The sequence below is a fragment of the Syntrophales bacterium genome (genome assembly GCA_023229765.1).
Classification (GTDB): domain Bacteria; phylum Desulfobacterota; class Syntrophia; order Syntrophales; family UBA5619; genus DYTH01.
In genome coordinates this window covers 40,665-65,147 of the sequence record JALNYO010000012.1, presented here as the reverse complement: position 1 = coordinate 65,147, position 24,483 = coordinate 40,665, and the positions used below count along the sequence as shown (strand labels likewise).

18 protein-coding genes and 1 pseudogene are annotated in these 24,483 nt (G+C 49.2%); all 19 read right to left on the bottom strand.

Translation table 11 applies throughout. From position 1 onward, the window contains the following. Nucleotides 1-45: 45 nt before the first annotated feature. Nucleotides 46-2,124, bottom strand: coding sequence for a 3-hydroxyacyl-CoA dehydrogenase NAD-binding domain-containing protein (locus M0P74_08510; GenBank protein MCK9363624.1), 2,079 nt, complete (start codon nucleotides 2,122-2,124; stop codon nucleotides 46-48). 29 nt (nucleotides 2,125-2,153) lie between these two features. Continuing rightward, nucleotides 2,154-4,313, bottom strand: a complete 2,160-nt coding sequence (locus M0P74_08505) for a DUF4338 domain-containing protein (GenBank protein MCK9363623.1) — start codon at nucleotides 4,311-4,313, stop codon at nucleotides 2,154-2,156. After that, nucleotides 4,241-4,422: pseudogene (locus M0P74_08500) on the bottom strand (IS1595 family transposase). The gene M0P74_08505 and the pseudogene M0P74_08500 overlap by 73 nt, the downstream one beginning before the upstream one ends. Before the next feature lie 134 nt (nucleotides 4,423-4,556). Then, a complete protein-coding gene (locus M0P74_08495; GenBank protein ID MCK9363622.1) occupies nucleotides 4,557-5,444 on the bottom strand; it encodes a 3-hydroxyacyl-CoA dehydrogenase family protein in 888 nt (295 codons plus the stop codon). 49 nt (nucleotides 5,445-5,493) lie between these two features. Beyond that, nucleotides 5,494-6,273: an enoyl-CoA hydratase-related protein gene (locus tag M0P74_08490; protein ID MCK9363621.1), complete on the bottom strand. Its 780-nt coding sequence runs from the start codon at nucleotides 6,271-6,273 to the stop codon at nucleotides 5,494-5,496. 172 nt (nucleotides 6,274-6,445) lie between these two features. Continuing rightward, nucleotides 6,446-7,627, bottom strand: a complete 1,182-nt coding sequence (locus tag M0P74_08485; GenBank protein MCK9363620.1) for a thiolase family protein — start codon at nucleotides 7,625-7,627, stop codon at nucleotides 6,446-6,448. Nucleotides 7,628-7,691: 64 nt separating this feature from the next. Next, nucleotides 7,692-9,527, bottom strand: a complete 1,836-nt coding sequence (locus tag M0P74_08480; protein MCK9363619.1) for an acyl-CoA dehydrogenase — start codon at nucleotides 9,525-9,527, stop codon at nucleotides 7,692-7,694. Between the two features lie 222 nt (nucleotides 9,528-9,749). Continuing rightward, entirely contained in the window at nucleotides 9,750-10,448 is a 699-nt protein-coding gene (locus tag M0P74_08475; protein ID MCK9363618.1) for an SDR family oxidoreductase, read from the bottom strand. Nucleotides 10,449-10,951: 503 nt separating this feature from the next. Continuing rightward, on the bottom strand, nucleotides 10,952-12,418 hold the full coding sequence (locus M0P74_08470) for an aromatic ring hydroxylase (protein MCK9363617.1): 1,467 nt from the start codon (nucleotides 12,416-12,418) through the stop codon (nucleotides 10,952-10,954). A gap of 237 nt (nucleotides 12,419-12,655) precedes the next feature. Next, complete coding sequence (locus tag M0P74_08465) at nucleotides 12,656-13,423, bottom strand: glucose 1-dehydrogenase (GenBank protein ID MCK9363616.1); 768 nt, start codon at nucleotides 13,421-13,423, stop codon at nucleotides 12,656-12,658. 172 nt (nucleotides 13,424-13,595) lie between these two features. Next, nucleotides 13,596-15,362, bottom strand: a complete 1,767-nt coding sequence (locus M0P74_08460) for a hypothetical protein (protein MCK9363615.1) — start codon at nucleotides 15,360-15,362, stop codon at nucleotides 13,596-13,598. A gap of 264 nt (nucleotides 15,363-15,626) precedes the next feature. Then, on the bottom strand, nucleotides 15,627-16,433 hold the full coding sequence (locus M0P74_08455) for a citryl-CoA lyase (GenBank protein MCK9363614.1): 807 nt from the start codon (nucleotides 16,431-16,433) through the stop codon (nucleotides 15,627-15,629). Nucleotides 16,434-16,458: 25 nt separating this feature from the next. Continuing rightward, on the bottom strand, nucleotides 16,459-17,598 hold the full coding sequence (locus M0P74_08450; GenBank protein ID MCK9363613.1) for an acyl-CoA dehydrogenase family protein: 1,140 nt from the start codon (nucleotides 17,596-17,598) through the stop codon (nucleotides 16,459-16,461). Nucleotides 17,599-17,634: 36 nt separating this feature from the next. Next, entirely contained in the window at nucleotides 17,635-18,096 is a 462-nt protein-coding gene (locus M0P74_08445; protein MCK9363612.1) for a MaoC family dehydratase N-terminal domain-containing protein, read from the bottom strand. 212 nt (nucleotides 18,097-18,308) lie between these two features. Then, nucleotides 18,309-19,409, bottom strand: coding sequence for a CoA transferase (locus tag M0P74_08440; protein MCK9363611.1), 1,101 nt, complete (start codon nucleotides 19,407-19,409; stop codon nucleotides 18,309-18,311). Nucleotides 19,410-19,608: 199 nt separating this feature from the next. Beyond that, entirely contained in the window at nucleotides 19,609-21,147 is a 1,539-nt protein-coding gene (locus M0P74_08435; GenBank protein ID MCK9363610.1) for a long-chain-fatty-acid--CoA ligase, read from the bottom strand. Nucleotides 21,148-21,257: 110 nt separating this feature from the next. Beyond that, the gene (locus M0P74_08430; protein ID MCK9363609.1) at nucleotides 21,258-21,896 is read right to left on the bottom strand and encodes a flavodoxin family protein; all 639 of its coding nucleotides are present in this window, start codon (nucleotides 21,894-21,896) and stop codon (nucleotides 21,258-21,260) included. Between the two features lie 89 nt (nucleotides 21,897-21,985). Continuing rightward, entirely contained in the window at nucleotides 21,986-23,203 is a 1,218-nt protein-coding gene (locus M0P74_08425; protein MCK9363608.1) for a CoA transferase, read from the bottom strand. 202 nt (nucleotides 23,204-23,405) lie between these two features. After that, nucleotides 23,406-24,473, bottom strand: coding sequence for a TRAP transporter substrate-binding protein DctP (dctP, locus tag M0P74_08420; GenBank protein ID MCK9363607.1), 1,068 nt, complete (start codon nucleotides 24,471-24,473; stop codon nucleotides 23,406-23,408). Nucleotides 24,474-24,483: the final 10 nt, after the last annotated feature.

The window sequence follows — 24,483 nt, the reverse complement described above, 5'->3', positions numbered from 1 at the left end:
TTCACCCTAAAATTAAATATCCATGATCAGTCCGGTGCTTCGCTCTTACGTAAACATCTTGCCCTCGGCTGCAAGCTTCATCAGAAGCGGGGCAGGCTTCCATAACTCGCCATACCGACCACCGGCATATTTTTCCATTGCCCTGAGCACGTTTGGCAAACCGACCGTGTCCGCATAGAACATCGGACCGCCCCGGTGCATGGGGAAACCGTACCCCATCAGATAGACGACGTCGATGTCCGAAGCCCGCTGGGCTACTCCTTCGGCGAGGATGTACGCTGCCTCGTTCACAAGCGCATACACCAGCCGCTCGACGATCTCCACGTCGCCGATCATGCGCCGCTCTACTCCGATCTCGCGGGAATGGGCGATTATCATCTCCTGCACCCACGACGACGGATACGGCTTGCGGTCGCCGGGCCGGTAATCGTACCAGCCCGCGCCGGTCTTCTGACCGAAACGACCCTTCTCGCACAGAATGTCCGCCGCCTTCGAGTAAACTATCTCCGGACGCTCGACATAACGGCGCTTGCGGATGTACCAGGCGACATCGTTGCCGGCAAGATCGCTCATCCGAAACGGCCCCATCGCAAATCCGAACTCCTCCATTGCTTTGTCTATCTGTTCGGGCAAACAGCCCTCCTCCAGCAGAAAACCCGCCTGACGTCCATACTGCTCGATCATCCTGTTGCCGATAAAACCGTCGCATACCCCGGAAACAACACCTATTTTTCTGATCTTCCTGGCAAGAGTCATAGTCGTGGCCAGAACCTCCCCGGAGGTTTTCGCTCCCCGTACAATTTCCAGCAGTTTCATCACATGGGCCGGGCTGAAAAAATGGGTGCCGATCACATCCTCGGGGCGCTTGGTAAAAGCGGCAATCCTGTTGATATCGAGCGTGGAGGTATTGGACGCAAGAATGGCGCCTGGTTTCATGACGTCGTCAAGTTTGCGGAACACCGCTTCTTTGACCGCAATATCCTCGAATACCGCTTCGATGACAATATCGGCATCCTTGACTTCCTCGTAAGCAAGAGTCCCCTGGATAAGATTCATCCGCTCCTCAAGCTTCTCCGGCGTAAGCTTTCCTTTCTTAAGAGAATTCTCGTAATTCCGCTTTATTGCACCCAGGCCCCTGTCCAGAAGTTCCCTGTTTGCCTCAAGCACGGCAACGGGAATCCCCGCATTGGCGAAATTCATGGCAATCCCTCCGCCCATCGTCCCGGCGCCGATTACTGCCGCTTTCTTTACGACTCGTCTATGGGTGCCTTCCGGCACATCGGGAATCTTCGCCGCCATTCGCTCGCTGAAGAAATAGTGGCGCAGGGCCTTGCTCTCCGTCGTCTCGACAAGCTCAATAAAGGTGTCCCGCTCCAGATTCATGCCCTCGTTAAACGACGACCTTACCGCCGCAGCCACGCACTCGACGCACTTCAGCGGCGCGGGAAAGTGCCCGGACTTTTTTCGGACCTCATCACGGGCCTTCTGGAAAAATTCATCAAACTGGGGAAAATCTATTGTTTGCTCCGAAAGTTTCGGCAAAGGACGAACCGCAGCGATAGCTTTTGCAAATTCCACAGCCCCGGCCACAATCTCTCCGGCGATCATCCGGTCGAATAACTTCGTATCGGCAAGCTGATCGGAAAGAATCGTGTCGCCGGAGACAATCATCGCCAGCGCTTTTTCGACGCCGACCGCTCGCGGCATCCGCTGTGTTCCTCCCGCGCCGGGAAGGATACCCAGCTTTACCTCGGGGAAGGCGATCTGAGCGCCCGGCGCCGCTACCCGGTAGTGACACCCCAAGGCAAGTTCAAGACCGCCGCCCATTGCCACCGAGTGAACCGCCGCCACAACCGGTTTGTCGGCCTTCTCAAGCTCCTCGATAACCTGCAACAGGTTTGGTTCGGCATAGCTCTCCGGTTTGTTGAATTCCCGTATGTCCGCCCCGCCGGAAAAGGCCTTCCCCGCCCCCGTGATGACAATCGCCCGGACAGCATCATCGGCGAGCGCCTTTCGAAGCCCTTCCACAATCCCGCTTCTGGTTGAATGCCCGAGTCCGTTAACCGGCGGATTATTCATGGTTATAAGTGCAACATCTCCCCTGTTTTCATATTCCACACTCATAATTTACCTCCTGAAAATGGGTTCATCTCTTATCCGACAACCAGCGCCTCCTCCGGACAATCCAGGCACGTCCGGCCCTCGCTTTTTATGCTGTCGTAAAGGGTGAAAACTGCCGGCAATACCTGCCTGGCATAGTACCTGGCGCTGGCTATTTTCCCCTCATAAAAAGAACGGTCGAAATGACCTTCCGGCAATTCGTCGAGCCGGCCGGCAGCTATGAGTGCCTGCTCAAGCAGACACTCGGCTGCCTGCACCTGCGCGCATACCATAAGCGCTTTCACCGCGTTCAGGGGAATAAATTGTTTCTTTTCACCCATGTTCCCATACCAGAGATCGTAGCTGCCCTTTATACCCCCAAGGCATTCGCATCCCTTTTTAAGCATTTTCATCTCTTGGGCAAAGCGGGAATCTCCCGCATGGGAATCTGCGAAATCATTGATATCGGACATCCAGTCGGAGAAAGAAGCGCCTCCGTTCATCCTCATTTTTCGTCCGACAAGATCATTGCCGTGGATAAAGGTCGTTCCCTCCCAGATCGTCAGGATTTTCGAATCACGCAGGTACTGTTCGATCGGATATTCGCTGGTATAGCCAACCCCTCCCATAACCTGCATCGCCTCCGCAATGACTCCGAGGGTTGCCTCGCTGCCGTAGCCCTTGATCAACGGCGTCAAAATTGCCGCCATATCCGCATATTTGCCGCCCTTCTGCCGGTCCGCCGAATGTTCGGCAATATCAAGATAGTAAAAACCCTTGAAAATCATCGCCCGAACTCCCTCGGTAATTGCCTTCATATCGAGCAGCATCCGGCGGATATCCTCATGCCGGATTATTGGAACCCGCTCCCCCTCTGCATCGCCGAAAAGCCGCCCCTGAATTCTCTCCGTAGCATACCGGGAGGCAAATGAATATGCAGCAGCCGCCTGGCAGTTGGAATTATGCCCCGTGCCGATGCGCGATTCGTTCATCATATTGAACATCATCGCCAATCCCTTCGAACGGCCCTTTTCATCGGGAGCGGCGCCAACCCTTATCCCATAGCAGTCGTCATTCTCGCCGAAATTCAGCAGCGCCGTTGCCTGGGCCCTCAATCCCATCTTGTGCTCGATCCCGACGGTGACGACATCGTTGAATTTGCAAAGCGACCGATCTTCGTTAATTCGGAATTTCGGCACGATGTACAATCCCAGCCCCGCCGACCCCGGGGCTCCTCCTTCCGGCCGCGCTAAAACCATGTGGATAGTGTTTTCGCATATCCCGGCATCGCCGCCGGTGATGAACATCTTCGTTCCCTGAATTTTGTAAATCATCGGATCGTCGGTTGGAATTGCCCTTGTTATCGAATCGCCCACATCCGACCCGGCGTTCGGCTCGGTAATGCACATCGTGCCCTGCCAATCGCCGCTCAGCAATTTGGGCAGAAACAGCTTTTTATCCTTTTCCCCGGCAAACTTGATAAGCAGATTGGCGGCGCCGCTGGTCAGTTTGATATAAGACATAAGCGCCGGACATGCCGCTGAATTCATTTCGAAGATCGCCTTGTAAAGCGTAAGCGGCATGCTGCCTTCCAGATCAGCGCATTCACTGCTCGATCCCCAGCCGTTTTCCTGCAAATATTTGTAAGCCTCGCGGTAGCCGGGCGGGGAAACGACCACTCCGTCCTTGAACGCTGCCCCAATTTTATCGCCCTCGGCATTTATCGGGTTCACAATCTCCCTGGCTATTTTATACCCTTCATTCAGGTACATATCGACATCGTCAAGGGAATATTTGTCCCGGAAACGGTCGCAGAGAGAATGCCAATCAGTGGCTATCCTTTTGATGTTGGCCACCAAAATCTTGGAAACCAGATGTTCCACCTGAACCCACGGCAAAATCAGGAAGCGGACGTTGTTGACCACCTTGGAGAGGTTCTTCTTCCTCCCGGATGTGTCCCAGCCAATGAATCTGTCCCGACAGGCCACCTTCCATGAAGCGGAGCCCCATCCAAGACAGGCAACAAAACGATCATCCAGATAGGCAAGATACTTTAAATCCCGACTTCCGGATGATTTATGGTCAAGAACTTTGTTAACATATAGGATTAAATGGGGTATCCAATTGACTAAGCCAACCTCTATATATTGTGTTTCATCGATTTTGGGCCTCGGACATGTTTGACAATATTCTTGTAAGGAAAGTGCCCGCATAGCACGGAATTCTGGAGAAGCCTAAAAAAGAGCAGCCACGATGATTAGACGCTCGCCGATTGAAACGGAAAACGAATTCGTCGAGATAGTACGGCAAATGTTCAACCCTGTGATCGCTTACCACCAACCTCCTCACCGTCTCACAGTACCGACTTTCCGCTTGGAACTGCGGAACCTGCGAGAATTGTGGGACTGTGTCATTTGTCTTTGTCTTCAACCTGACCAAGCCTTGGGCCGCCGGCATTAAAATTCGATGTCCGTACGGGGTTTCTTCTCTCCCGAGGTATAGTCATACCATCCCTTTCCCGTCTTCCTTCCGAAATCTCCGCTGATGACGAGCTTTTCCAGGATCAGAGAGGGGGCGAATTTCGGATCTTTATACCCCTCGTAGAGGGTCTTAAATACATTATATCCGATCTCGACACCAACAAAATCGCCCAACTCAAAGGGCCCCATGGGATGATTGAGGCCGAGTTTGATCGCCTTGTCGATGTCTTCAAGACTGGCAACCCCTTCCAGTAGGCATTTATAGCATTCTGCCCTGAAGGCTGCATTGACACGATTGACCAGGAAGCCTGGTACATCCTTCACGCGGACCGTTTCTTTTTTCATTTTCGCCGCGATCTCCTCGGTCGTCTTGATCGAGTGCTCGGAGGTCTTCAAAGCGGGGATGACTTCAACCAAACGCATGACCGGAACGGGGCTGAAAAAATGCATGCCGATAAACCGATCTGGGCGTTGTGTCACCGCAGCAAGTTTTGTGATTGGGATGGACGAGGTGTTGGTCGCAAGGATCACCATGGGACGGCAGACGGCGTCAAGCTTCTCAAAGATGCCCTTCTTGACCCCGAAATCCTCAAAGGCGGCCTCCACTACAAAATCAACGCCGGCTGCATCTTCCAGGTTCGTGCTGACGGATATCCTGGTCAGAAGGGCAGCCTTGTCTTCCTCGCTGATCTTCCCCTTCTTGACCTGGCGGTTCAGATTGTTCGAGACGGTCTGCACCCCCCGCTCGGCCAGTTCCTTCGTGGTATCGTTCAGGACAACATCATATCCGGCCTCTACGGCAACCTGCGCGACCCCGGAGCCCATAAAGCCCGAACCGACAACCATGATTTTTCGTATTTCCATCTTGATAATCCCCTTTCATTATTCTTCTGTAATACTCTGTTTACCGTCCCTATCTTCCGATGAATTTCGGTTTGCGTTTTTCAAGAAAGGCCACAGCACCCTCCTTTTGGTCTTCGGTCCCGCAGAGGTAACTCCAATGCAAGACCTCAAGATCGAGCCCTTCGTGGAGGGTCATGTTGAGTCCGTGATTGATCACCTCCTTGGCAGCCCTCACAGCAAGGACGGGTTTGCTCCCAATGAGCGCCGCCATCTCTTTCGCTTCATCTATCAGCTTCTCCGGTTCCACCACGGCGTTAACGAGACCGATGACCGCGGCCCGCTCCGCGCTGATGAACTTTCCCGTATAGATCAGTTCCTTGGCGATACCGGCCCCCACGAGCCGGGGGAGACGCTGGGTTCCTCCACCCCCTGGGATGATGCCGAGATTGATCTCCGGCTGTCCGAACTGGGCATTCGACGAAGCGATTCGGATATCACAGCTCATGGCAAGCTCCAGTCCACCCCCCAGGCAATATCCGTTGACGGCGCAGATTACGGGCCGCACAAAATCTTCCATCTGCTGGTAGAGTGGGCGTGTTGCCTGCAACCGGGCCTTTGCCTTTTCCTGTGTTAGTTCCGGAAAGGACTTGATATCGGCGCCGGCGACGAAGGCCTTCCCCGTACCCGTCAGGATAACAACCTTGATCTCATCCAGCTTTTCGGCAAGTTCCCTCATGATTGCCGAAAGCTGTTCCCTGACCGGAACGATCAGGGAATTCATGGGGGGATTGTTGATCGTTATGACGGCAATCTCATTTTCGATGACATAGCCCACAACCTGTTCGCTCATAGGCACTCTCTCCTCTCCTGTAAAAACTCCGTCTCTATCCGTAAACAGGGCCCCGCGTCCGAGGCAAAACAATAGCGCTATTCCGGAAGGTACGCCTGTTACAGCTTCTTTCCCTCCTCATCGTAGCGATACCGGCAGATGCCCGTCTTGCGCCCCAGCTCGCCCCACCCCGCTATCCAATCCACTCCCAGATCGCCGCGGCCCCTTGGCCGTGGCCGATACACATACTCTCAACGGCGTACCGGACTCCATAGTAGGACATCTCGTGCATGAGGGTGACGGCGATTCTGGTCCCCGTGCATCCCAGGGGATGCCCCAGTGAAATGCCGCTTCCCCGCGGATTGAGCAGCTCGTGGTCGCGGATTCCGAGTTTCTCCGTGCAGTAGACGGCCTGAGAAGCAAAGGCCTCGTTTATCTCCCAAAGACCGATCTGGTCCATCGTCATCCCGGCATGTTCCAAGACCTTCGGGATTGCGACGGAGGGGCCGATCCCCATATACTTGGGATCAACACCGACAACGGCAAAATCGACGAGCCTCAACTTCGGTTTCAGCCCCAGCTCATCACACTTTTCCCTGCTGGCTACCAGGACACAGGCGGCGGCATCATTGACCTGACTGGAATTTCCGGCCGTCACGGTCGCCTTCTCGTCATCGATGAATACCGTGGGGAGGGCTGCGAGGGTCTCCAGAGTCGTCTCCGACCTGATACCCTGATCCCGCTCGACAACCATCCGCGCCGTGCCGCCGTCCTTTGTGGGGACATCCGCTTCGATGGGAAGGATCTCTTCCTTGAAGAGTCCCTCGATCGTTGCCTTGTGGGCCTTGGCATGGCTTTCCACGGCCATCCGATCCTGCTTCTCCCTGGTAATATTGAAGTCCCGGGCCACCATTTCCGCCGTGTAGCCCATAGACACCATGCGGGGGTCGCAGAATTCCCCGAGCCGGGGATTGGGGGACGACCCCGTTCCCATGGGGATGTGGGTCATGTGCTGCACGCCGCCTGCGATAATCAGATCCATCCATCCCATATTGATGGCCGCAACGGCGTTTGCAATCGTCTGAAGCCCCGAAGAACAAAAACGGTCCACCGTACACCCCGGGACACTGTAAGGAAGGCCTGCCATGATGGTCGCATAGCGACCAATGTTGGAACTCATGTCATTTATAAGGGCAGTTCCGCCCAGGATCACATCATCGATCTGATCCTTCTTGCCTTCCAGCCCGGACCTCCTAATCAATTCGTTGATAACCTTAGCCGCAAGGTCATCGGCCCGGATATTGGTGAACCAGGATTGTTTTCCCGCCCGCGCTACGGCGGTTCTGACACCATCAACAAGAAAAATCTCCTTCATGCTCAACGACTCCTTATGTGGAATTTTTAGAGTTTATCAAAAAACAGGCGCCCAAGCACGTGGCCTAGTTGACAACGAGGGCGTCCTCCGGACAGTCCAGGCAGATCCGGTCCTCGCTCTTGATCATCTCCGTAAGCATAAATGTAGCGGGCAGTATCTGATTAGTATAGTACCTGGCGCTAGCCACCTTTCCTTCGTAGAAAGACCGGTCGAAATGGTCCGCGGGGAGGTCTGCAAGCTTTTCTGCGGCGATCACGGCCTGTTCAAGCAGGCATTGGGCCACCTGAAGCTGCCCGCACACCGTCATAGCCCGGACCGCGTTGAGGGGAATGAACTGTTTCTTTTCATCCATGTTCTCATACCACGTATCGTAGAGGGCACGTATCTCCCCGAGACAGTCATAGGCCTTCCGAAGCCTTCCCATCTCTGCGGCGAAACCGGGTATGTCCCCCTTGGCATCGATAAAGTTCTTGATGGTGGACATCCAACTGGTAAAGGGGGCGCCTCCCTCCATCCTCATCTTCCGACACACTAGGTCTGTCCCGTGGATGAAGGTGGTCCCTTCCCATATAGTCAGGACCTTCGAATCGCGCATCGATTGTTCGATGGGATATTCGGTGGTGTATCCGACGCCGCCCAGCACCTGCATCGCCTCAGCTATCACGCCGAGGCTCGTCTCGCTTCCGTAGCCCTTGACCAGCGGGGTCAGAATCGCTGCCAGATAGGCGTAGTCTTTGGCCTTTTCCTTGTCAGCCGAGTTTCCGGCTATATCGAGATAGTAGAAGCCCTTGAAGGTCATGGCCCTGACGCCCTCGGTGACGGCCTTCATATCCAGGAGCATCCGCCTGATGTCCTCATGTTTGATGATGGAGACCCGTTCGGCCTTAGCCTCGCCGAAAGGCCGGCCCTGTATACGTTCCGTGGCGTACCAGGAGGCGAAAGAGTAGGCCGCCGCGGCCTGCGCGTTGGAATTGTGCCCGGTGCCGATCCGGGATTCGTTCATCATTTTGAACATCATGGCCAGCCCCATGGACTGTCCCTTCTCGTCGGGCATGGGGCCCATCCTGATACCGCAGCAATCGTCGTTCTCGCCGAAATTGAGGAGCGCCGTCGCCTGGGCTTTCAGTCCCATCTTGTGCTCGATCCCGATCGTTATCACATCGTTGAACTCGCCCAGTGACTGATCCTCATTCACCCGGAACTTGGGAACAATGTACAGGCCGAGGCCCGCCGATCCCGGAGCTCCCCCCTCGGGCCGCGCCAGTACCATATGAATCGTGTTTTCGCAGATGCCCGCGTCCCCGCCGGTGATGAACATCTTAGAGCCCTTGATCTTCCAAATCGCGGGATCATCCGTCGGAAAGGCCTTCGTCGTGGAATCCCCCACGTCGGAACCAGCATTCGGTTCGGTAATACACATGGTCCCCAGCCAGTCGCCGCTGAGGAGCTTGGGCAGAAACAGGGCCTTGTCTTTTTCTTCACCAAACTCGATGAGGAGGTTCGCCACGCCGCTCGTCAGCTTGATATACGACATGACGGCGGGGCAGGCCGCCGTATTCATCTCGAAGATGGCCTTGTAGAGGGTCAAAGGCAGCCCGCCTTCCATCTCGACGCACTCGCTGGTGGACCCCCAGCCGTTTTCCTGGAGGAACTTGTACACCTCACGGTACCCCGAGGGGGCCGTTACCACGCCGTCCTTAAAGATGGCGCCGATCTTGTCCCCCTCGGCATTGATCGGACTGACCACCCCGCGCGCCACCTTGTACCCCTCGTTCAGGTACATATCGACATCGTCCAGACCGTAGTTGTCCCTGAAACGGTCACAGGCCATAACTTCCTCCATGGGAAGCCATTCCTTCAGAATAAACCGCAAATCCCTCACATTATATTTGAATTCCATCTAATCAAATCTCCCTTTAATAGGAAGGTAGAGAGCTGGAGATAGAGCACGCAGCTACTACGCGTTCCAGATAGTAATTCGCAACACAGGCGAGCTAACTCACGCCTGATTGAATTAAGCCTTTCCAGGCCGTGAAGACGATTAACCCCTCCCCAAGAGGGATTAATCGAAAAGAGGTAAAGATGGGATTTAATCGTAATAATTAAACTCCCCCCTGTTTTTTTAACCAGAGAAAGATAGCCCGCCATTCACACTCAGAATCTGTCCAGTAATGGCATTGGATTCATCTGAGCATAAGAACAAAGCAGCATTTGCCACATGCTCAGGAGTGACTCGGAATGGTTGCTTTGCTAAAGCTTTCTTAAATATTGCGGCCAAGGATTCTGACTGCTGAGCCGCATAATTGTAACTTGGAGTGCCCTCCATGGCTGTTATACAGATGGCATTAACCCGTATCTTGTATCGGGCTAATTCTTGGGCAAGAATCTTGGTTGCCATAACTACAGCAGCCCCCATACTCCCGGCCATAACCTCTGCCGGAGTAGGCACTCTCCCCGCATCGGTACTGATGAGGACAATTCTACCCTGCTGCCTTTCTACCATATGATCCACAACGGCCTTCACGCTATATAACCTTGATGCCCATCTCTTGGTCCATGCTAAATAGTCAGTTGGGTCTGTCTTTGTGAAAAATTCAGATTTTAGGCCGCTCCCAACGACTCCACCGCTGGAGACCAAAATATCAATTTTACCAAGCTTTGCTAAAGCATCATCCACCGCTTTCTTCATATCCTGGTATTCATTCAAATCAGCCTTTTCAAAAATAACATTGCGGCCTAATCGTCCGATCTCTTCCATTGCCTCTGTGGCTGATTTTTCCGATCTCCCGGTTAATACGATATCAGCCCCATTTTTTGCCATTTCCAAAGCTATAGCCTTACCAATCCCACTGGTTGAGCCCCACACAAAAGCTACTTTTGAATTTAGATCAACTTGCGTATTGCCTTCCTCCTCAAATTATTGACGTAGGTAACAACCTACTCGCTCATGACTTTTCCTTCTTTACTTTAACGAATCAACAACTCTTTTTCCAAACTATAGCCTTGTGGGCGGACGAAGGGATATAAGCACACCCTTCCCGGCAAGCCACGCCCCTTGGGAGAGTAGCTTCACAACCCATAGGATCCGCCATCATTACGACAGACCCGCCGGGCCGATTTTCTTCCCCTTCGTTTTCATCATAGCGATACCAGTAGATGCCAGCCATATGGAAGGTCTCAAAGGATCTCATGGGTCGTCCAAACCGAGCCACATTCTCTTGCCCCCTTCATCCACGCTGACCACACCCACTTCTACCAGCCCGATCGCCCTAAACTGTATGAGAATAAATAATCCTGTTCAGGGGAAAACCCGCATAAACGGCATCAATCATTTGTCATACCCGCCACTTTTCTCACGATCTCCTTGCGGGGTTCGATATCGTACTGGCTCGTAATGGCAATAGTTTCCATTCTAGGAGATCCACCGCCATGGAGCGCGCCAAAGCAGGAGATTCCTCCCTTGGCGGAGCAGGCCAAATCGCCTATATGGCGCCAGAGTTGTGCCTGATTCTCCGGCGACATGTTGCCGCTTCTGGTGGTGTATTTTTTGGCCAATTTCGCCGTTTCAGGGTTGACGAATTCTTCTTCATGAGGAAAGGTGGCCGGAATTCCGCCGGAAATGTCGGCCAACATTTCCATCTCGTGGAAGACCGCCTCGCCGGTGAGACACCGGCCCACATTGCAATAAATGGAATGGGGAATATAATTGCCCGGACCATAGGGGACAAAACCCTTCCCCGGTATGAAAACTTCCGGCTTTCCCAGTTCGGAAGCCGTAAAACCGGCAGCGTAACCCAGTTCACTAATCTTTATAATCTCCGCCAGTTTCTCATGCACATGCTTGGCCTTGCTGATGCCGTTGGCATCGGCGGCCAGCGCACAGGCCCCCAACAGCAGGTCTCCAAGGGCCGGCTTGCAGCCGGAATAACTGTGACGATGAAACAGCGCAAAGAGAAGAGCCATGATTCCGCCATGCTGGTATTCGCCGCAGAGAAAAACCCGCTCCCAAGGGACGAAAACATTGTCGAAGATCAGATAGGAGTCGTTGCTCCCCGCATTGAATCCCTTGGGGAAGTGCTTTCTGTCGCGAAAGTTGTGGATCGTCACCAACTGTTTCAATCCGTCCCAATCGCCGGGGATGGCGAAGGAGACGGCGTAATCCTTGTCCTCCTTCAGCAGCGCGCGCGTCGGTAAAACCAAGATTTCATCGGCAGTCGCCGATTCCGAGATATGAAGCTTGGCGCCCCGGACGACGATACCATCCTTTTTCCTTTCCACCACGTGGACATACGAGTCGGGATCGGGTTGCTCGTGCGGTCGCAGCATTCGATCACCCTTGACGTCGGTCTGAGCACAGCATCCGACCAGATCTTCCCTCTGAAACCGTTCAAGCCACTTCTTAAAATTCTCATGGTATTGGGTAGCGCCTTTGTTCTGTTTGTCTGCCTCATAGGAGACGGTATAGATGGCATTCGACGCATCGACCCCCATGCAACGCTGCGTGCAGCCGCCCACAACCTGGCATATGAACCTTGTCATATCCTGCTTTTTGTGAAGATCCTCCTTGTTCTGGTGAATGTGGCAGAACCGGTTGATCTTTTCGCCGGTCAGGTGCGAGGTGGCCGTCATGAGACCCTCGTATTCAGCCATTTGGGCCAGTTCAAAGGTCTTCCCCATGACATTGAAACTCGGGATGAACCGCTCATCGTCACGCCCGATCTTTTCACCGCCGATGAAGAGGTTTCTCTTCATCTTGTTCAGTCCTTCAATGTATTCTTCTTTTGTTCTCATCTTATTTCCGCCTCCTTCATAAATTGTATTTTCTTACTCTATTTTAACCCCTCCAATGCTAAAGAATTTCACTTCGGCGGGGAAATTTGACGTCCTCGTTAAAAGTCAGAATTCGCCATTTTGCTGTTCGTAAGTAAATGACGACTGTAAATCTTATATTGAGTCTCAACAGAAAGCAAAAGGCATTGTCGCTACCATAAAAAGGAGTTTACAAAATCTTAGCCGCCATGGTTCTCATCATGCAACCAGCCTTCCGCCATCAATAAAAATAGTTTGCCCGGTCATATAATCTGAAAGATCAGAGGCTAGGAAAAGTGCCCCTCCTACTATATCCATAGGTTTTGCAAAGCGTCTTAACGGAGTACTCTCAATACGATTCTTTACCAGCTCCTGGTTATCTCGGTATTTCTCCGTGAGTTTTGTTTCGACCATACCTGGTCCAATCCCGTTTACGTTTATGTTATACTTGCCCCACTCCTTAGCAAACATCTTTGTCAGCATAATAATCCCAGCCTTGCTCACGCAATAGGCAACCTGGCCAGGAAAGCCTACTACTCCACCGATAGATGTCATGTTAATTATCTTTCCAGAATGACGCTTTATCATGTCTCTACCGATCTCTTGTGAACACAAAAATACGCCTTTCAAATTAATGTTAAGGATTTTATCCCATCCATTTTCCCCCAAATCCTCAATCGGCACTACAAATGGGCTAATCCCCGCGTTGTTCACCAGTATATCAACCTGACCAAATTCGTCTATCGCAGCCCGAGCAAGGTTTTTTACTTCTGTTGACTTACCGACGTCACATACTATCGGAAGCGCCTTTCTTCCGATTTTCTTGATCTCATCAGCGGTGGTTTCAATTTCAGATAACGTGCGACTTGTCAAAACCACATCCGCCCCCGCTTCTGCAAATCCCAAAGCGATACTTTTCCCGATCCCTCTTCCTGCCCCTGTCACCATAGCAATTTTATTTGATAAGGAAATAACTTTATTACCCATATCCACCCTCCCGATTATACCTTCAGATACATATCCACTGCTCTTTGTAATTTGAAGTAGAAAACGTTTTTTTGCATACCCCTCTTCTCTAATATTGTAAATATTTCCATTACCTTTTCATAAAGTGGATTGTCATAGACTCCACCCATCCAAGATCATTTGTGAGAAACCCTTATTTGACAAAATATGCCCATGGATCAAACATTCTCAGAAGCTGTAATTGGTCATTAGTAGGAGGAATAATTCTCTCTATTTTGGAGGAGACTTTCAATTCCCATCCACAATTCTCTTTAATGCTACTAATTATCTCCTCTCTGTCTGTTTGAGCATTTGAAAAATATGCTGTGAGACAAAATTCGCCATTTTCTTCACTTTTTTCAAACACCCCCAGTTGCGACACTACAGTGCTTACCCTGCACCCGGGGCTTGTAATGTATGGGACCTTCTCAACAAATCTATTTTTGTCCTGATAAATTACAGCGACAACCTCCTTAACGCCAGACACAACATCGTTTGCGCCCCCTGATCCCGTGATATAAGTCATTGGCGGAATCCGAGTTGAATTAATGTTTCCATTCTTGTCTATCTGAGCTCCACCAAGTATACCCAAACACTCATTATTTTCATACCCAGAGAAAAAACACCCTAGAGTCATCCCAACATCGCTCAAGAACTTGCAAGTCCGACTATTAGCATCATTAAACAGAAAAGGATTTCCGGGCTGAGGATGGTATCCACCATATCCCCATTCTGAAATGAGGTTTACAGAAAGGTCGCAATTGCTGTCTTGAAGATAATGGGCCATCCACGCTGCAAGATTAGATAAACCCGCTCCAGGCAAAATTAGCTTGTATCCTCCATTTTTCACCTTTTCGATGATTTTTTGAGCGCAAATCCAAATCATCAATTCAGGGGACGTTAGCTCTTTATTAATTACAGCATCGTCAACTAAACAATTTACTTCATACATCCATGAATCAGATTGCGTTCTCCCTTTGAGAGAATTGATCCTGCCATATCCCAATTTTCTCAAATAATCCTGATGTGTCTCACATCCAAGAACCCAATCCTCAATCCATAAATCCAAACTTGATTGCTTCTTGCATGCCTTTCTGATGTCGATGAAAAAGTCAATATCATCACTATAATTTTCGATTTCCGGCACTTTCTGGTTGTTCACCCCATTTGGATGCGCACCAAATGGAACCTCACAAACCGCCTTTACCAAATGTCCTGGTAACTTTACCATGTGAGAATACTTTCTTATCAAGTCTGAAGATACAATTCTGTCAACAGTGACGATGGCACCCTCCTTGCTCGCTAAAACTCCATAGATATCTTCTCCAAAAGGAGGCGCGAGAATAGTATTTCCATATTGGTCGGCTGCAAGCCCATGCACCAAAGAAAGATCAGGCCTTAATGACTTCACTACACCCACCCTCTTCCCAGCATCAAAAGGGCTATCAACTACAGAAAAACTCTCGCTATTCTCATCTGCCATACTGCTATCGAGAATAGATCTTGTTGGAAAGAACCCAAGGTTCATTGCTCCGGCCATAAGCCGCTGGTTAAGACTCAATACTGACCAGTTTTCGATCTCCAACTTCCGATCTCTGAATAAGTTAACGTAAACCGGGTTAGGACCAGGAAACGGATGGGAATCTCCTAAAAAAGTTGTTATCACTTTTTTTACCATTCCGCTGTGAAAACAAATTACTGCAGGCCCTATCACAAATGTGGCTATAAAAATAAATTTGGGATCTTTCTTATGAAACTGGCGAAACAGTTCATAAATAATCGCATTGGGGCGCCAATGCATGGACATGAAATGAAGACTCATCTCGGGCCGAATGAATCTCCTTATAGCCTCTGTTAGACTCAATACCTTGTTCTCCCCCTCAAAACTAAGCGGGGTAAACTGACTGTAAAGATCTCTCACGTATGATCTCCTCCTAAAAACTATTCCTCAAACAGGACTCTACAGAACTACAACAAGGAAATAATAAATATTTTCTCATTCAATACGCCACCATTTTCAGATTACATTTTCGTGATTCCTGAACTAACACCTTTGCATCTGAAAAAACGAGATATTCCCGGAGCATTACCATCTGTTTACGGTAACCATTACAAGAAAGTCACACATTACCTACCATATTAATCGACATACACGAAAACATACGCTCCTCCTTCGTTTGTCACTTCATTTCAATCGTTCTTTAGGTACCTCACGTTCAGCGGGACCTGTATATTTTGCATCAATATACTGATTAAAAAATCTCCTAATACTACTGCGTTCAGGGGCCTCTATTTCTTCAACAGTATGAGCAATTATCCCCGGCATAAACGATATCGCACCAATACCGCCCATACAAAGAGGATTAATACCTAGCTCAGCAAGTATGCACCCCATCATTCCGTCAACATTAATTGGCAGCAATTTGCCTGCAGATAGCGCTACCGTTTCCTTATTAATCGCCTCATATAATCGAATCTTCTCACCCACAACTCCATATTCCTCAGCAAGTTTGCGAAGCCTCATGGCACGAGGATCGCCCTCAGGGTGTGAACGATGGCCAAATCCCGGAATCCTAACCTTATTCTCTTTGCAGGAACTGGCTATTTCAGCGGCCGCATCTCCAATGCTCAAATCCTTTTCCTTCATATGCCGATAAGATTCTTCCACAAACTCGCCAGAGCCCTGAGGAGATCCTGTTACAGAACCAAGACTTAAAATTCCTGCAGCAATAGCCCCAGTAGGAAAATTAGGATTCCCTGTTGCAACAAAACGTGCGGCAGGCACAGCGGCGTTTACAAAGAAGTGATCCGTTATAGCTGTTAGCACTGCGTTCATCATCTTTTCTTCATTTTCAGTAGGCAAGTCTCCTTTTAAGACCAAAAATAATACACCTGCATAGGACAGGCTGCCTATCAAATCCTGTAAGGGGTATCCGCGAACTAATATTTTCCCTTCTCCAACATTTCCGACTTTCGTTTCAAGTTGCTCCATATTTCCCTACCTCCTATACTTCACATTAAAGACCTATCTCGTGAGCAACAATCATCCTCTGGATTTCAGATGTCCCTTCTCCTACAGTCATGGTGCGTGCATCTCGAAAACGCCGTTCAATGTCGTATTCCTCCGAAATCCCATATGCACCATGAATTTGCATCGCCTCGGCAGCAACCCTTTGAGCCATTTCACTGGCATATAGTTTTGCTGTTGAAGCGATCTTTCTGGACAATCTACCCGCTTCATACATCCTTGCTGCTTGCCATACATAAGTACGGACCAAACCAAGTTCCACCGCCATACTTGCCAACTTAAATCTAATGGCCTGGAACTTGCAGATAGGTTTTCCAAATTGAATGCGTTCCAAGGCATATTTCTTGGCGATTTCAAAACAGGCTTCACTGTTACCCAAACTTCTCGCTGCATTTAAAAGGCGTCCACCTAAGAACGCATCAGAGAAATTCCGTAGGCCCATACCCTCTTTCCCAAGTAAATTTTCTTTCGGAATAATACAATTTTCAAAATTAATCTCACCAGTATCCGCTGACTTGCTACTCATCTTTTTTATACTTTTGGATGTTAACCCGGGAGTCTCTTTTTCAACGATCAACATGCTTATACCTGCATCAGGGCCCTTATCTCTATCGGTATAAGCAATCACCACAATAACATTAGCTATTGTCGCATTAGTAATCCACATTTTTGACCCGTTAAGAATATAGAATTCCCCATCCTTTTTTGCATTGGTCTGAATCCCGGCGACATCTGATCCCGCATTTGGTTCCGTAATTGCGATTGCACCAATCAATCTGCCTTGGTTTCCAGGTAACAAGAATTTCCTTTTCTGCTCCTCGGTTCCAAACTCATTAATTGCGTGAAAGGCGATAGCTGAACCAAGGCCGATTGATGTAGAAATACCAACATTTACGCGGGCCATTTCCTCTTCCCATATACACTCCGTAAGCATATTCGCGTTTGCGCCACCGTATTTTTCAGGAAATCTTATGCCTAAGTACCCAAGCTTGCCCAGCTTCGGAAATAGCTCGACCGGGAACCTGTGCTTTTCCTCAGCATCACCCACTAAAGGAGCAATCTCCCTCTGCACAAACTTGCGAAAATTATCTTGAAACATTTTTTCATCTTCGCTTAACATGAAATTCATTTTTGTCCCTCAAATTAACCAATTACTACATTAGTTTCACACTATTTTTCTCTTAACAAGAAAAGGTGAGCCTCCGGAGACAACAGTCTCACCGTTCTGATTAATTATCTTGATACCCCTCTGGATAATTCCGGTCTCTTTCTTTTTAGTTTCCTTTTTGTCCACAATACTGAGCTTGACTGTGATAGTGTCCCCAATTTTTACAGCTTTTTGAAACTTCCATTCGTATCCAAGATTTGCGACTGCCGTACTTTCCCATAGGCCCAATCGAGCTAATAACCCAGTAGCAATCGTTATAACTAAGCTACCATGGGCAATCCTTCCCTTATGAATGCTCTTTTGCGCATATGTTTCATCCATGTGTAAAGGATGAAAGTCTCCCGAAATACCGGCAAAATTAACCACATCCGCTTCTGTTATGGTTCTTGAGGGTGTAGTAAATTCTTCACCGATAGTGAATTCCTCATAGAACTTCCCAGGTAATCCCTTGTCATCCATTTTTTAAACTCCTTTCCATTAATACAGATTCATATTATTTACTTAAAAGCTTACTTAAAAGTTGCAAGCACTTGCCCCATGCGGCACGAGCGAGACTCAGAGGCTGAATCCCAGAAACCCGCCGGGCTTTTTGTGCCTTGAGTGCAGCAAAAAGACGGGAAATTACAGGCAAAACACTCTCTCAACAATTGCTTACCCAACAGCACAGACCTTCAAATTATCCCCTTGCTTCTAAACATGTCTATGTCTTTACGACTATAATCCAACTCCTTCAAAATTTTCTCTGTATGTTCACCTACCCGTGGAGGGGGTAGCCTCACCATTGGTCGCTTTTCAGAGAATTTTCCAGGATAGAGGATTTGCCGAAGCCTTTTTCCATTATTGTCTTCAATAATTTCAAGGAGCTCTCGCTCCAAAATGTGTGGGTCTTCAAAAGATTCCTTAATAGTGTAAATAGGGGCAAATGGGACATCTGTTGACCCAAAACGTTCCAACCAAAATCCTCTGTCATATTTACCAATGCATTTCTGTATTATGGACTTCAGTTCCTTAAAGTTTTTGATCCTTGATCCATGCGTTGAAAATCTGGGGTCTTTAATCAGATCATCTCTTTCAAGGGCAACACATAACTTTTTCCAAAAATGATCTTCAAATGCCCCGAAACTTAATCCCTTGTTATCCTTACAAGTGTATGAATCGTTATTTGGTGTCAAATGCCCCATTTCTTCCGGAATTGGATCTTCGTTTCTGAGTACAAAAGAGCCTGCCCTAACACTTGTCCAAGACATCAAACATTCCAACATACATACATCGATATATGTCCCCTTCTCCTCATTTCCCTTTTCATCCAGCAATGCTGCCAGTATCGAAATAGCTGCGAACATAGACCCGCTTAGATCGGCCAACGGCAGTGAAGCTCTTTGCGGTGGTTTTCCCATACTACCTGGCAGGGAGAGGACTCCAGACATTGCCGCATAATTAATATCATGCCCTGGACGGGTACGATAGGGTCCTGTCTGTCCGTATCCAGAAATCGAGCAATAAACCAGTGATGGATTAATCTTCTTCAACGTTTCATAATCCACGCCAAGTTTGTTTACTACACCTGGTCTAAACCCTTCTACAACGACATGTGATTTCTTCACTAAGTTGTAAAAAATTTCCTTGCCCGCTGAATATTTCAAGTTTAATGTTAACCCCAGTTTATTTCTATTGACCGCCTCATAAAGTCCTGGGATTAGATCTCTGATAACCTCACCTCCAGCAGGGTCTTCGATTTTAATCACCTCAGCTCCAAGATCCGCCAAGAGCATCGTGCAATAAGGCCCCGGAATGTTACGAGAGATATCAAGTATTCTAAAATGTTTTAAGGGTTGTACCACTTCTCTACTACTACCTTTCTTTCCACCTACAGGCTGTCCCAAAACAAGCCTTTGCTCATCTTAGAGGCATCAAGAGTCTAAAGTTATCATGTCTTGTGCCACCCATGGCATAGCACCATTGTTATTACTCCTACTTTTTATCAGACTTAAGTTTCAGTTCCTTTTTCAGGATTTTGCCTGTTGCGGTTTTAGGCAAGGAGTCCACGAACTCAACACTCCTTGGTTTCTTGAAGCTGGCAATATTTTCCTTGCACACATTAATAATCTCCTCTTCGCTGACTTTTATGCCCCGTTTGATAACCACAAACGCTTTTATCACTTCTCCCCATTTTTCATCCGGGATGCCGACTACCGCAACCTCTGAAACCGCAGGATGAGAACAGATCGCGCGTTCCACCTCCGCTGGATAAACATTGAAGCCCCCACTGATGATCATATCTTTTTTTCTCTCCACCACATACAGATAATCCAGTTCATCCTTCATACCTATATCGCCAGTGTAGAACCATCCCTCATGAAAGCTTTCTTCGGTTTTTTGAGGCAAGTTCCAATATCCCTTCATCAACTGATCACTCTTAATAACAATTTCGCCTACTTCTCCCGGCCCCAACTCGCGGCGAGCCTCATCAACAATCTTGACCAGAGAGAGCAGTGAGGCGCGACCAGCAGACAATTGCTCCTTTTTTTCCGCCCGTTCCATAAAAGCTAGATGATCCTTTTTGTTGAGGGAAGTAATCACATTGGGTGCCTCGCCAAGACCGTAAACCTGATGGAAGATATTGCCAAAGACTCCGATGGCTTCTCTCAATTTCTGTGGCGCCAAAGGCGAACCGGCATAAATCGCGCAATCCAAACTGGAGAGGTCGTATTGATCATGCCTATCAGCATCCAAGAGCATGCTAATCATGGTCGGAACAAGGTAGGTTTTGGTAACGCGCTCTTTCTCAATTGTATGAAAGAAACTTTCAGGGTCAAATGAGTTCAAAATTATGCTTTTTGCCCCTTGGACAAAACACTCTAGAAAGTAGAGGGAGCTGCCATGTGAAAGCGAACTCACATGTAACATAACATCCTCATCACTAATCGGTGTGTCTACTAACACGTTAATTAGAGAGGCCATCCGGCTTCTTTCCGTGTGTAATATTCCTTTCGGGTGGCCCGTAGTTCCAGATGAATACCGCAACGAATTGTAATCTTCGCTCGAAATTTTAACGCACTGATCATCATTAGGACTCTGATCAACTATTTCCTCATAGTTAATCCACCCTTTAGCCCCACTACCGTCATAGATAATGAATTCGGCGTGTTGAAGCTCAGTGGCCACCTCCGCCATAATGTCCCCAAACTCGTTTCCCACCAATATGCCTCTGGCTTTAGAATCATTGAGTATCCTCAGGTACTCTTTGGCCGAAAGGCGGGGATTGGTCCTAATATACACCATCCCAGCCATAGATAGGGCAAACTGGGACTCTACCATAATCGGATAGTTGCCCATGAGGATAGCCACGTTGTCGCCCTTTTTTAATCCAAGCCCTCTCAGGCCATTGGCCAGCCGATTTACCCTATCCATAAACTGACCAAAGGTTATCTCTTGACCATTATAAGCTACTGCGACTCTGTCCCTGTACCGCCTCACGCTTCGCCTAATCAAATCTGGTATTATAATCACCTGACCTCCTAAATATTTTGTATTTCTTCACTGGCTTTGTAAAGTTACAGTACCTTATTGGGACTACTCCGACTCACGCGCTCAAATTCTTCGCACATTTTTCTTCAATATTAGTTCTCTATCTGGCAGCCTTTGAGCCGTCGAGAGAGATCAACGACGCGGGCGCACAATTTCCGGGCACTCCGGAGGCCGTACTCGTCCTCAAGAACCATTTTCCTCACCCCTTTCTTGAGCCTACCAGTGCCATTAAGGCTCGTTAACCCGGTGGCACCTTTGCCTGCGATGATCATCTCAAAGGTCTCAAAGAAAGCGGCAAGGCTCAGAAGTGTCATCTCCAATCCGCCATCGCGCACGAAGCCCACAGCCATGCCTCCGCCTACCTTAAAGGCTAACTTACCGCCGTAGACCCTGCCGTACTTGAAGACCCTCATTCGATCAAGAGCGTTGGCCATTATCCCACTGAGCCTTCCGGCGTGAACGGGTGTGGCTATAACTATGCCATCAGCAGAAATCATCTTTGCATAAAGGCTCTCCATCTCGTCCTCAATGGCACAAAACTTGTCTTCTGCCTGGTTGCGCACACACCAGTTGCAATGCTTGCAGGCCTCGACTCTCATCCCGGCCAAGGAAACACTATCCGTTTCCACCTGCCCGGTTTGCTGCACGCTTCGCAGGCCCTCTTCCAACAAAGCTTGAGTGTTTCCGTTCTTCACAGGGCTGCCACAAATGCCGAGGAGCTTTATAATCATGCTTTATCCCGATCTAAAATCATGAAGCAACGTTTCCAAGCGGCAATCTTAGACATGATGAGGCCAATCTTGATCGCCCACCTTATAGCTTATATGATGCCCTCTTTCTTGAAAGCATCTAAATCCTCTCCCGTAAGGCCTAAAAGTTTCCCGTAAATTTCGGTGTTGTGCTGACCCAGTTCGGGGCCGCTGGTCACCACCCGTCCAGGGGTCAGGGAGAGTCTTGGTGTTACATTTTGCATCTTCACGGGTCCGATTATTGGGTCATCTACCTGTATGATGTTGTGCCGGGCGCGGTAGTGGGGGTCTTCGAATATATCCTTTATGTTGTAGACCGGCCCAAAAGGAAGCCCCTCTTTCAGAAAAATTTCGTTGATCTCTGAAAATGTCTTGTTCTTGAACCAATCCGCGCTGAGCCGGTGAAGGGCATCCCTATTCTTGACTCTTTGTGGATTTGACTTAAACCTCAGATCATCGATCAGCTCCGCGTGGCCGATGGTGACCAAAAAACGGTGGAATAGTTTATTGCTGGTCACTACAAAAACAACCCACTTGCCATCTTTTGTTTCAAAGTTCTCCGCTGGAGCAACAATCTCATTTGCGTTTCCGACCCTTTCCCGTATCAGCCCAAGCTTGTCGTAATCGGCCACCACGGACTCCAGTAGCCGAAAAATCGATTCATACAAGCTGATGTCTACCGACTGTCCTTTGTTTCCTTTGCCATCGGATCTTCTATCGCGATGATACAAGGCCAACAAAGCCCCGAGAGCGTTGAACAGGCCGGTGATTTGGTCACAGATATTCAGCCCAACCCGAACAGGCGGCGAATCTGGGAAGCCTGTAAGATAGGTCATGCCGCCCATCGCGGCACCTACCCTGTCATATCCGCCCCGGTCCTTATAAGGTCCACTCTGTCCGAAACCGGTCGCCCGAATCATAATCAAACCTGGGTTGATTTCATGAAGCTGATCAAGGCCGAGGCCCCATTTCTCCATGGTTCCGGGTCTGAAACTCTCCACTAAAACGTCAGAAACGTTAACCAAGCGTTTCAGTATCTCCTGCCCCTTCCTCTTTCTTATATCAAGAGTGATCGATTTCTTATTTCGCGCAAGGACAACCCAGCTCAGAGATTTGTTTTCATAAAGAGGAACCATGTGCCTCATCGTGTCCCCTGTTCCAGGGAGTTCAATCTTTATGACCTCGGCTCCGAATTCACCCAGCAGGGTAGCACCAAAAGGTCCAGCAATGTTTACACCTACATCTAAAACCCTGATCCCCGCCAAAGGGCCAAAATCTCGCTGAGTCATTACGTTCTCCATTTCTTCTAAACGTGGACGCTGGCTTTCCGATAGCGGCCCGTCATGGCTCCTCTAATCTGTTATTTTACCGATTTGCTGTGTTTCCCCACTTCTTGTCCATCCTTGCCAAGCGCCAGCGAGGGTTTCAGCTCCCTATCCCCGCTCACGCTGGTTAAACTCAAACGCAAAAAAACTTTTTTCCCAGCTTCGGTCACGGCTTGTATTTGATGAGTTCGGCAAACCGTTCCAATATTTCCCTGCCGCGAGCGACGTTGTTTTCCTCAACCCGGTTTATATAATCATCGAAGATTGGTTTGGCAGTCCTGGCCTTCCATACTTTCTGATCACCCTCAGAAAAGGTGATAATTTCTCCGCCCCTTTTCTTGAAAAGCTCTCGAAATTGCGCATCAACCTGTGCCATGCGCATCGGGAAGCCTTCTGTAAGCTCTTTTCCCACCTCTAAGATCACTTTCTGCTCCCTAGCCGGCAGCTTCTCCCAGGTATCCAGATTGATCGAGAGGAAATAAACTAATGAGGTCCCAAACATAGGAATATCGACCCAGTACTTGCATGCCTCGTACCACCGATATTTGATCGCCGTATCGGGGGTTGAGCTAATGGCGCCAACCATGTTCCTGGAAACCGCGTCATATGCATCAGTGGAGGGAAGGACGACGGGAATCATTCCCGCTTCCTTATAGATCTTCGAAAAGTATTTGCCAGGGGATCGTATCTTAACGCCCTTGAGGTCGGCAAGGTTCCTTATCGGTTTGGTGCTAATAATACCGACTTTGTCGTACTCCCAAAAAGCGATCATCCGTTGATTCTGTTTCTTGAAGATATTACGCACCTCTGGGAACTCATCATAAAGTTTGCGGTAGGGCTTAATCCAGTCACCTCTCTGCATCCCGGCCAAAGCCATTATATCGAGACTGGCTCCAAAGTCATAGGGAAACATCTCCGGGTGGTACTGACCGACCACAGATCCCATGTCGGCCATACCGCTTTTTACTGCCCCGGGAATCTCTGTGATCTTGGCAAGTGACCCGCTCCAGAAGATCTTTATCGTAACCTTGCCATTGGTCCGCTTTTTAACCTCATCGGCGTAAGCAGCCAACGCTTCGGAGATGCTTCCTTCTCCCACAGGTGCATATGTCGCTAGGCGGAGTTCAATCGCCTTATCTGTGCCAGCCTCGGCCTTCATAATTGATGGCTCATAAACCAGACAGATGATCACCATCAAGATTGTGAAAAAACATAGGAACGTGATCTTTTTCATAACATCCTCC

Excerpts from the sequence above, each read along its gene's own strand:
- M0P74_08425 (MCK9363608.1), bottom strand. The coding sequence starts at position 23,203 with ATGACTCAGCGAGATTTTGGCCCTTTGGCGGGGATCAGGGTTTTAGAT.
- M0P74_08480 (MCK9363619.1), bottom strand. The coding sequence starts at position 9,527 with ATGGAATTCAAATATAATGTGAGGGATTTGCGGTTTATTCTGAAGGAA.
- dctP (MCK9363607.1), bottom strand. The coding sequence starts at position 24,473 with ATGAAAAAGATCACGTTCCTATGTTTTTTCACAATCTTGATGGTGATC.
- M0P74_08470 (MCK9363617.1), bottom strand. The coding sequence starts at position 12,418 with ATGAGAACAAAAGAAGAATACATTGAAGGACTGAACAAGATGAAGAGA.
- M0P74_08465 (MCK9363616.1), bottom strand. The coding sequence starts at position 13,423 with ATGGGTAATAAAGTTATTTCCTTATCAAATAAAATTGCTATGGTGACA.
- M0P74_08430 (MCK9363609.1), bottom strand. The coding sequence starts at position 21,896 with ATGATTATAAAGCTCCTCGGCATTTGTGGCAGCCCTGTGAAGAACGGA.
- M0P74_08490 (MCK9363621.1), bottom strand. The coding sequence starts at position 6,273 with ATGAGCGAACAGGTTGTGGGCTATGTCATCGAAAATGAGATTGCCGTC.
- M0P74_08505 (MCK9363623.1), bottom strand. The coding sequence starts at position 4,313 with ATGCGGGCACTTTCCTTACAAGAATATTGTCAAACATGTCCGAGGCCC.
- M0P74_08450 (MCK9363613.1), bottom strand. The coding sequence starts at position 17,598 with ATGAATTTCATGTTAAGCGAAGATGAAAAAATGTTTCAAGATAATTTT.
- M0P74_08485 (MCK9363620.1), bottom strand. The coding sequence starts at position 7,627 with ATGAAGGAGATTTTTCTTGTTGATGGTGTCAGAACCGCCGTAGCGCGG.
- M0P74_08475 (MCK9363618.1), bottom strand. The coding sequence starts at position 10,448 with ATGGCAAAAAATGGGGCTGATATCGTATTAACCGGGAGATCGGAAAAA.
- M0P74_08440 (MCK9363611.1), bottom strand. The coding sequence starts at position 19,409 with ATGCTCTTGGCGGATCTTGGAGCTGAGGTGATTAAAATCGAAGACCCT.
- M0P74_08445 (MCK9363612.1), bottom strand. The coding sequence starts at position 18,096 with ATGGATGACAAGGGATTACCTGGGAAGTTCTATGAGGAATTCACTATC.
- M0P74_08495 (MCK9363622.1), bottom strand. The coding sequence starts at position 5,444 with ATGGAAATACGAAAAATCATGGTTGTCGGTTCGGGCTTTATGGGCTCC.
- M0P74_08455 (MCK9363614.1), bottom strand. The coding sequence starts at position 16,433 with ATGGAGCAACTTGAAACGAAAGTCGGAAATGTTGGAGAAGGGAAAATA.
- M0P74_08510 (MCK9363624.1), bottom strand. The coding sequence starts at position 2,124 with ATGAGTGTGGAATATGAAAACAGGGGAGATGTTGCACTTATAACCATG.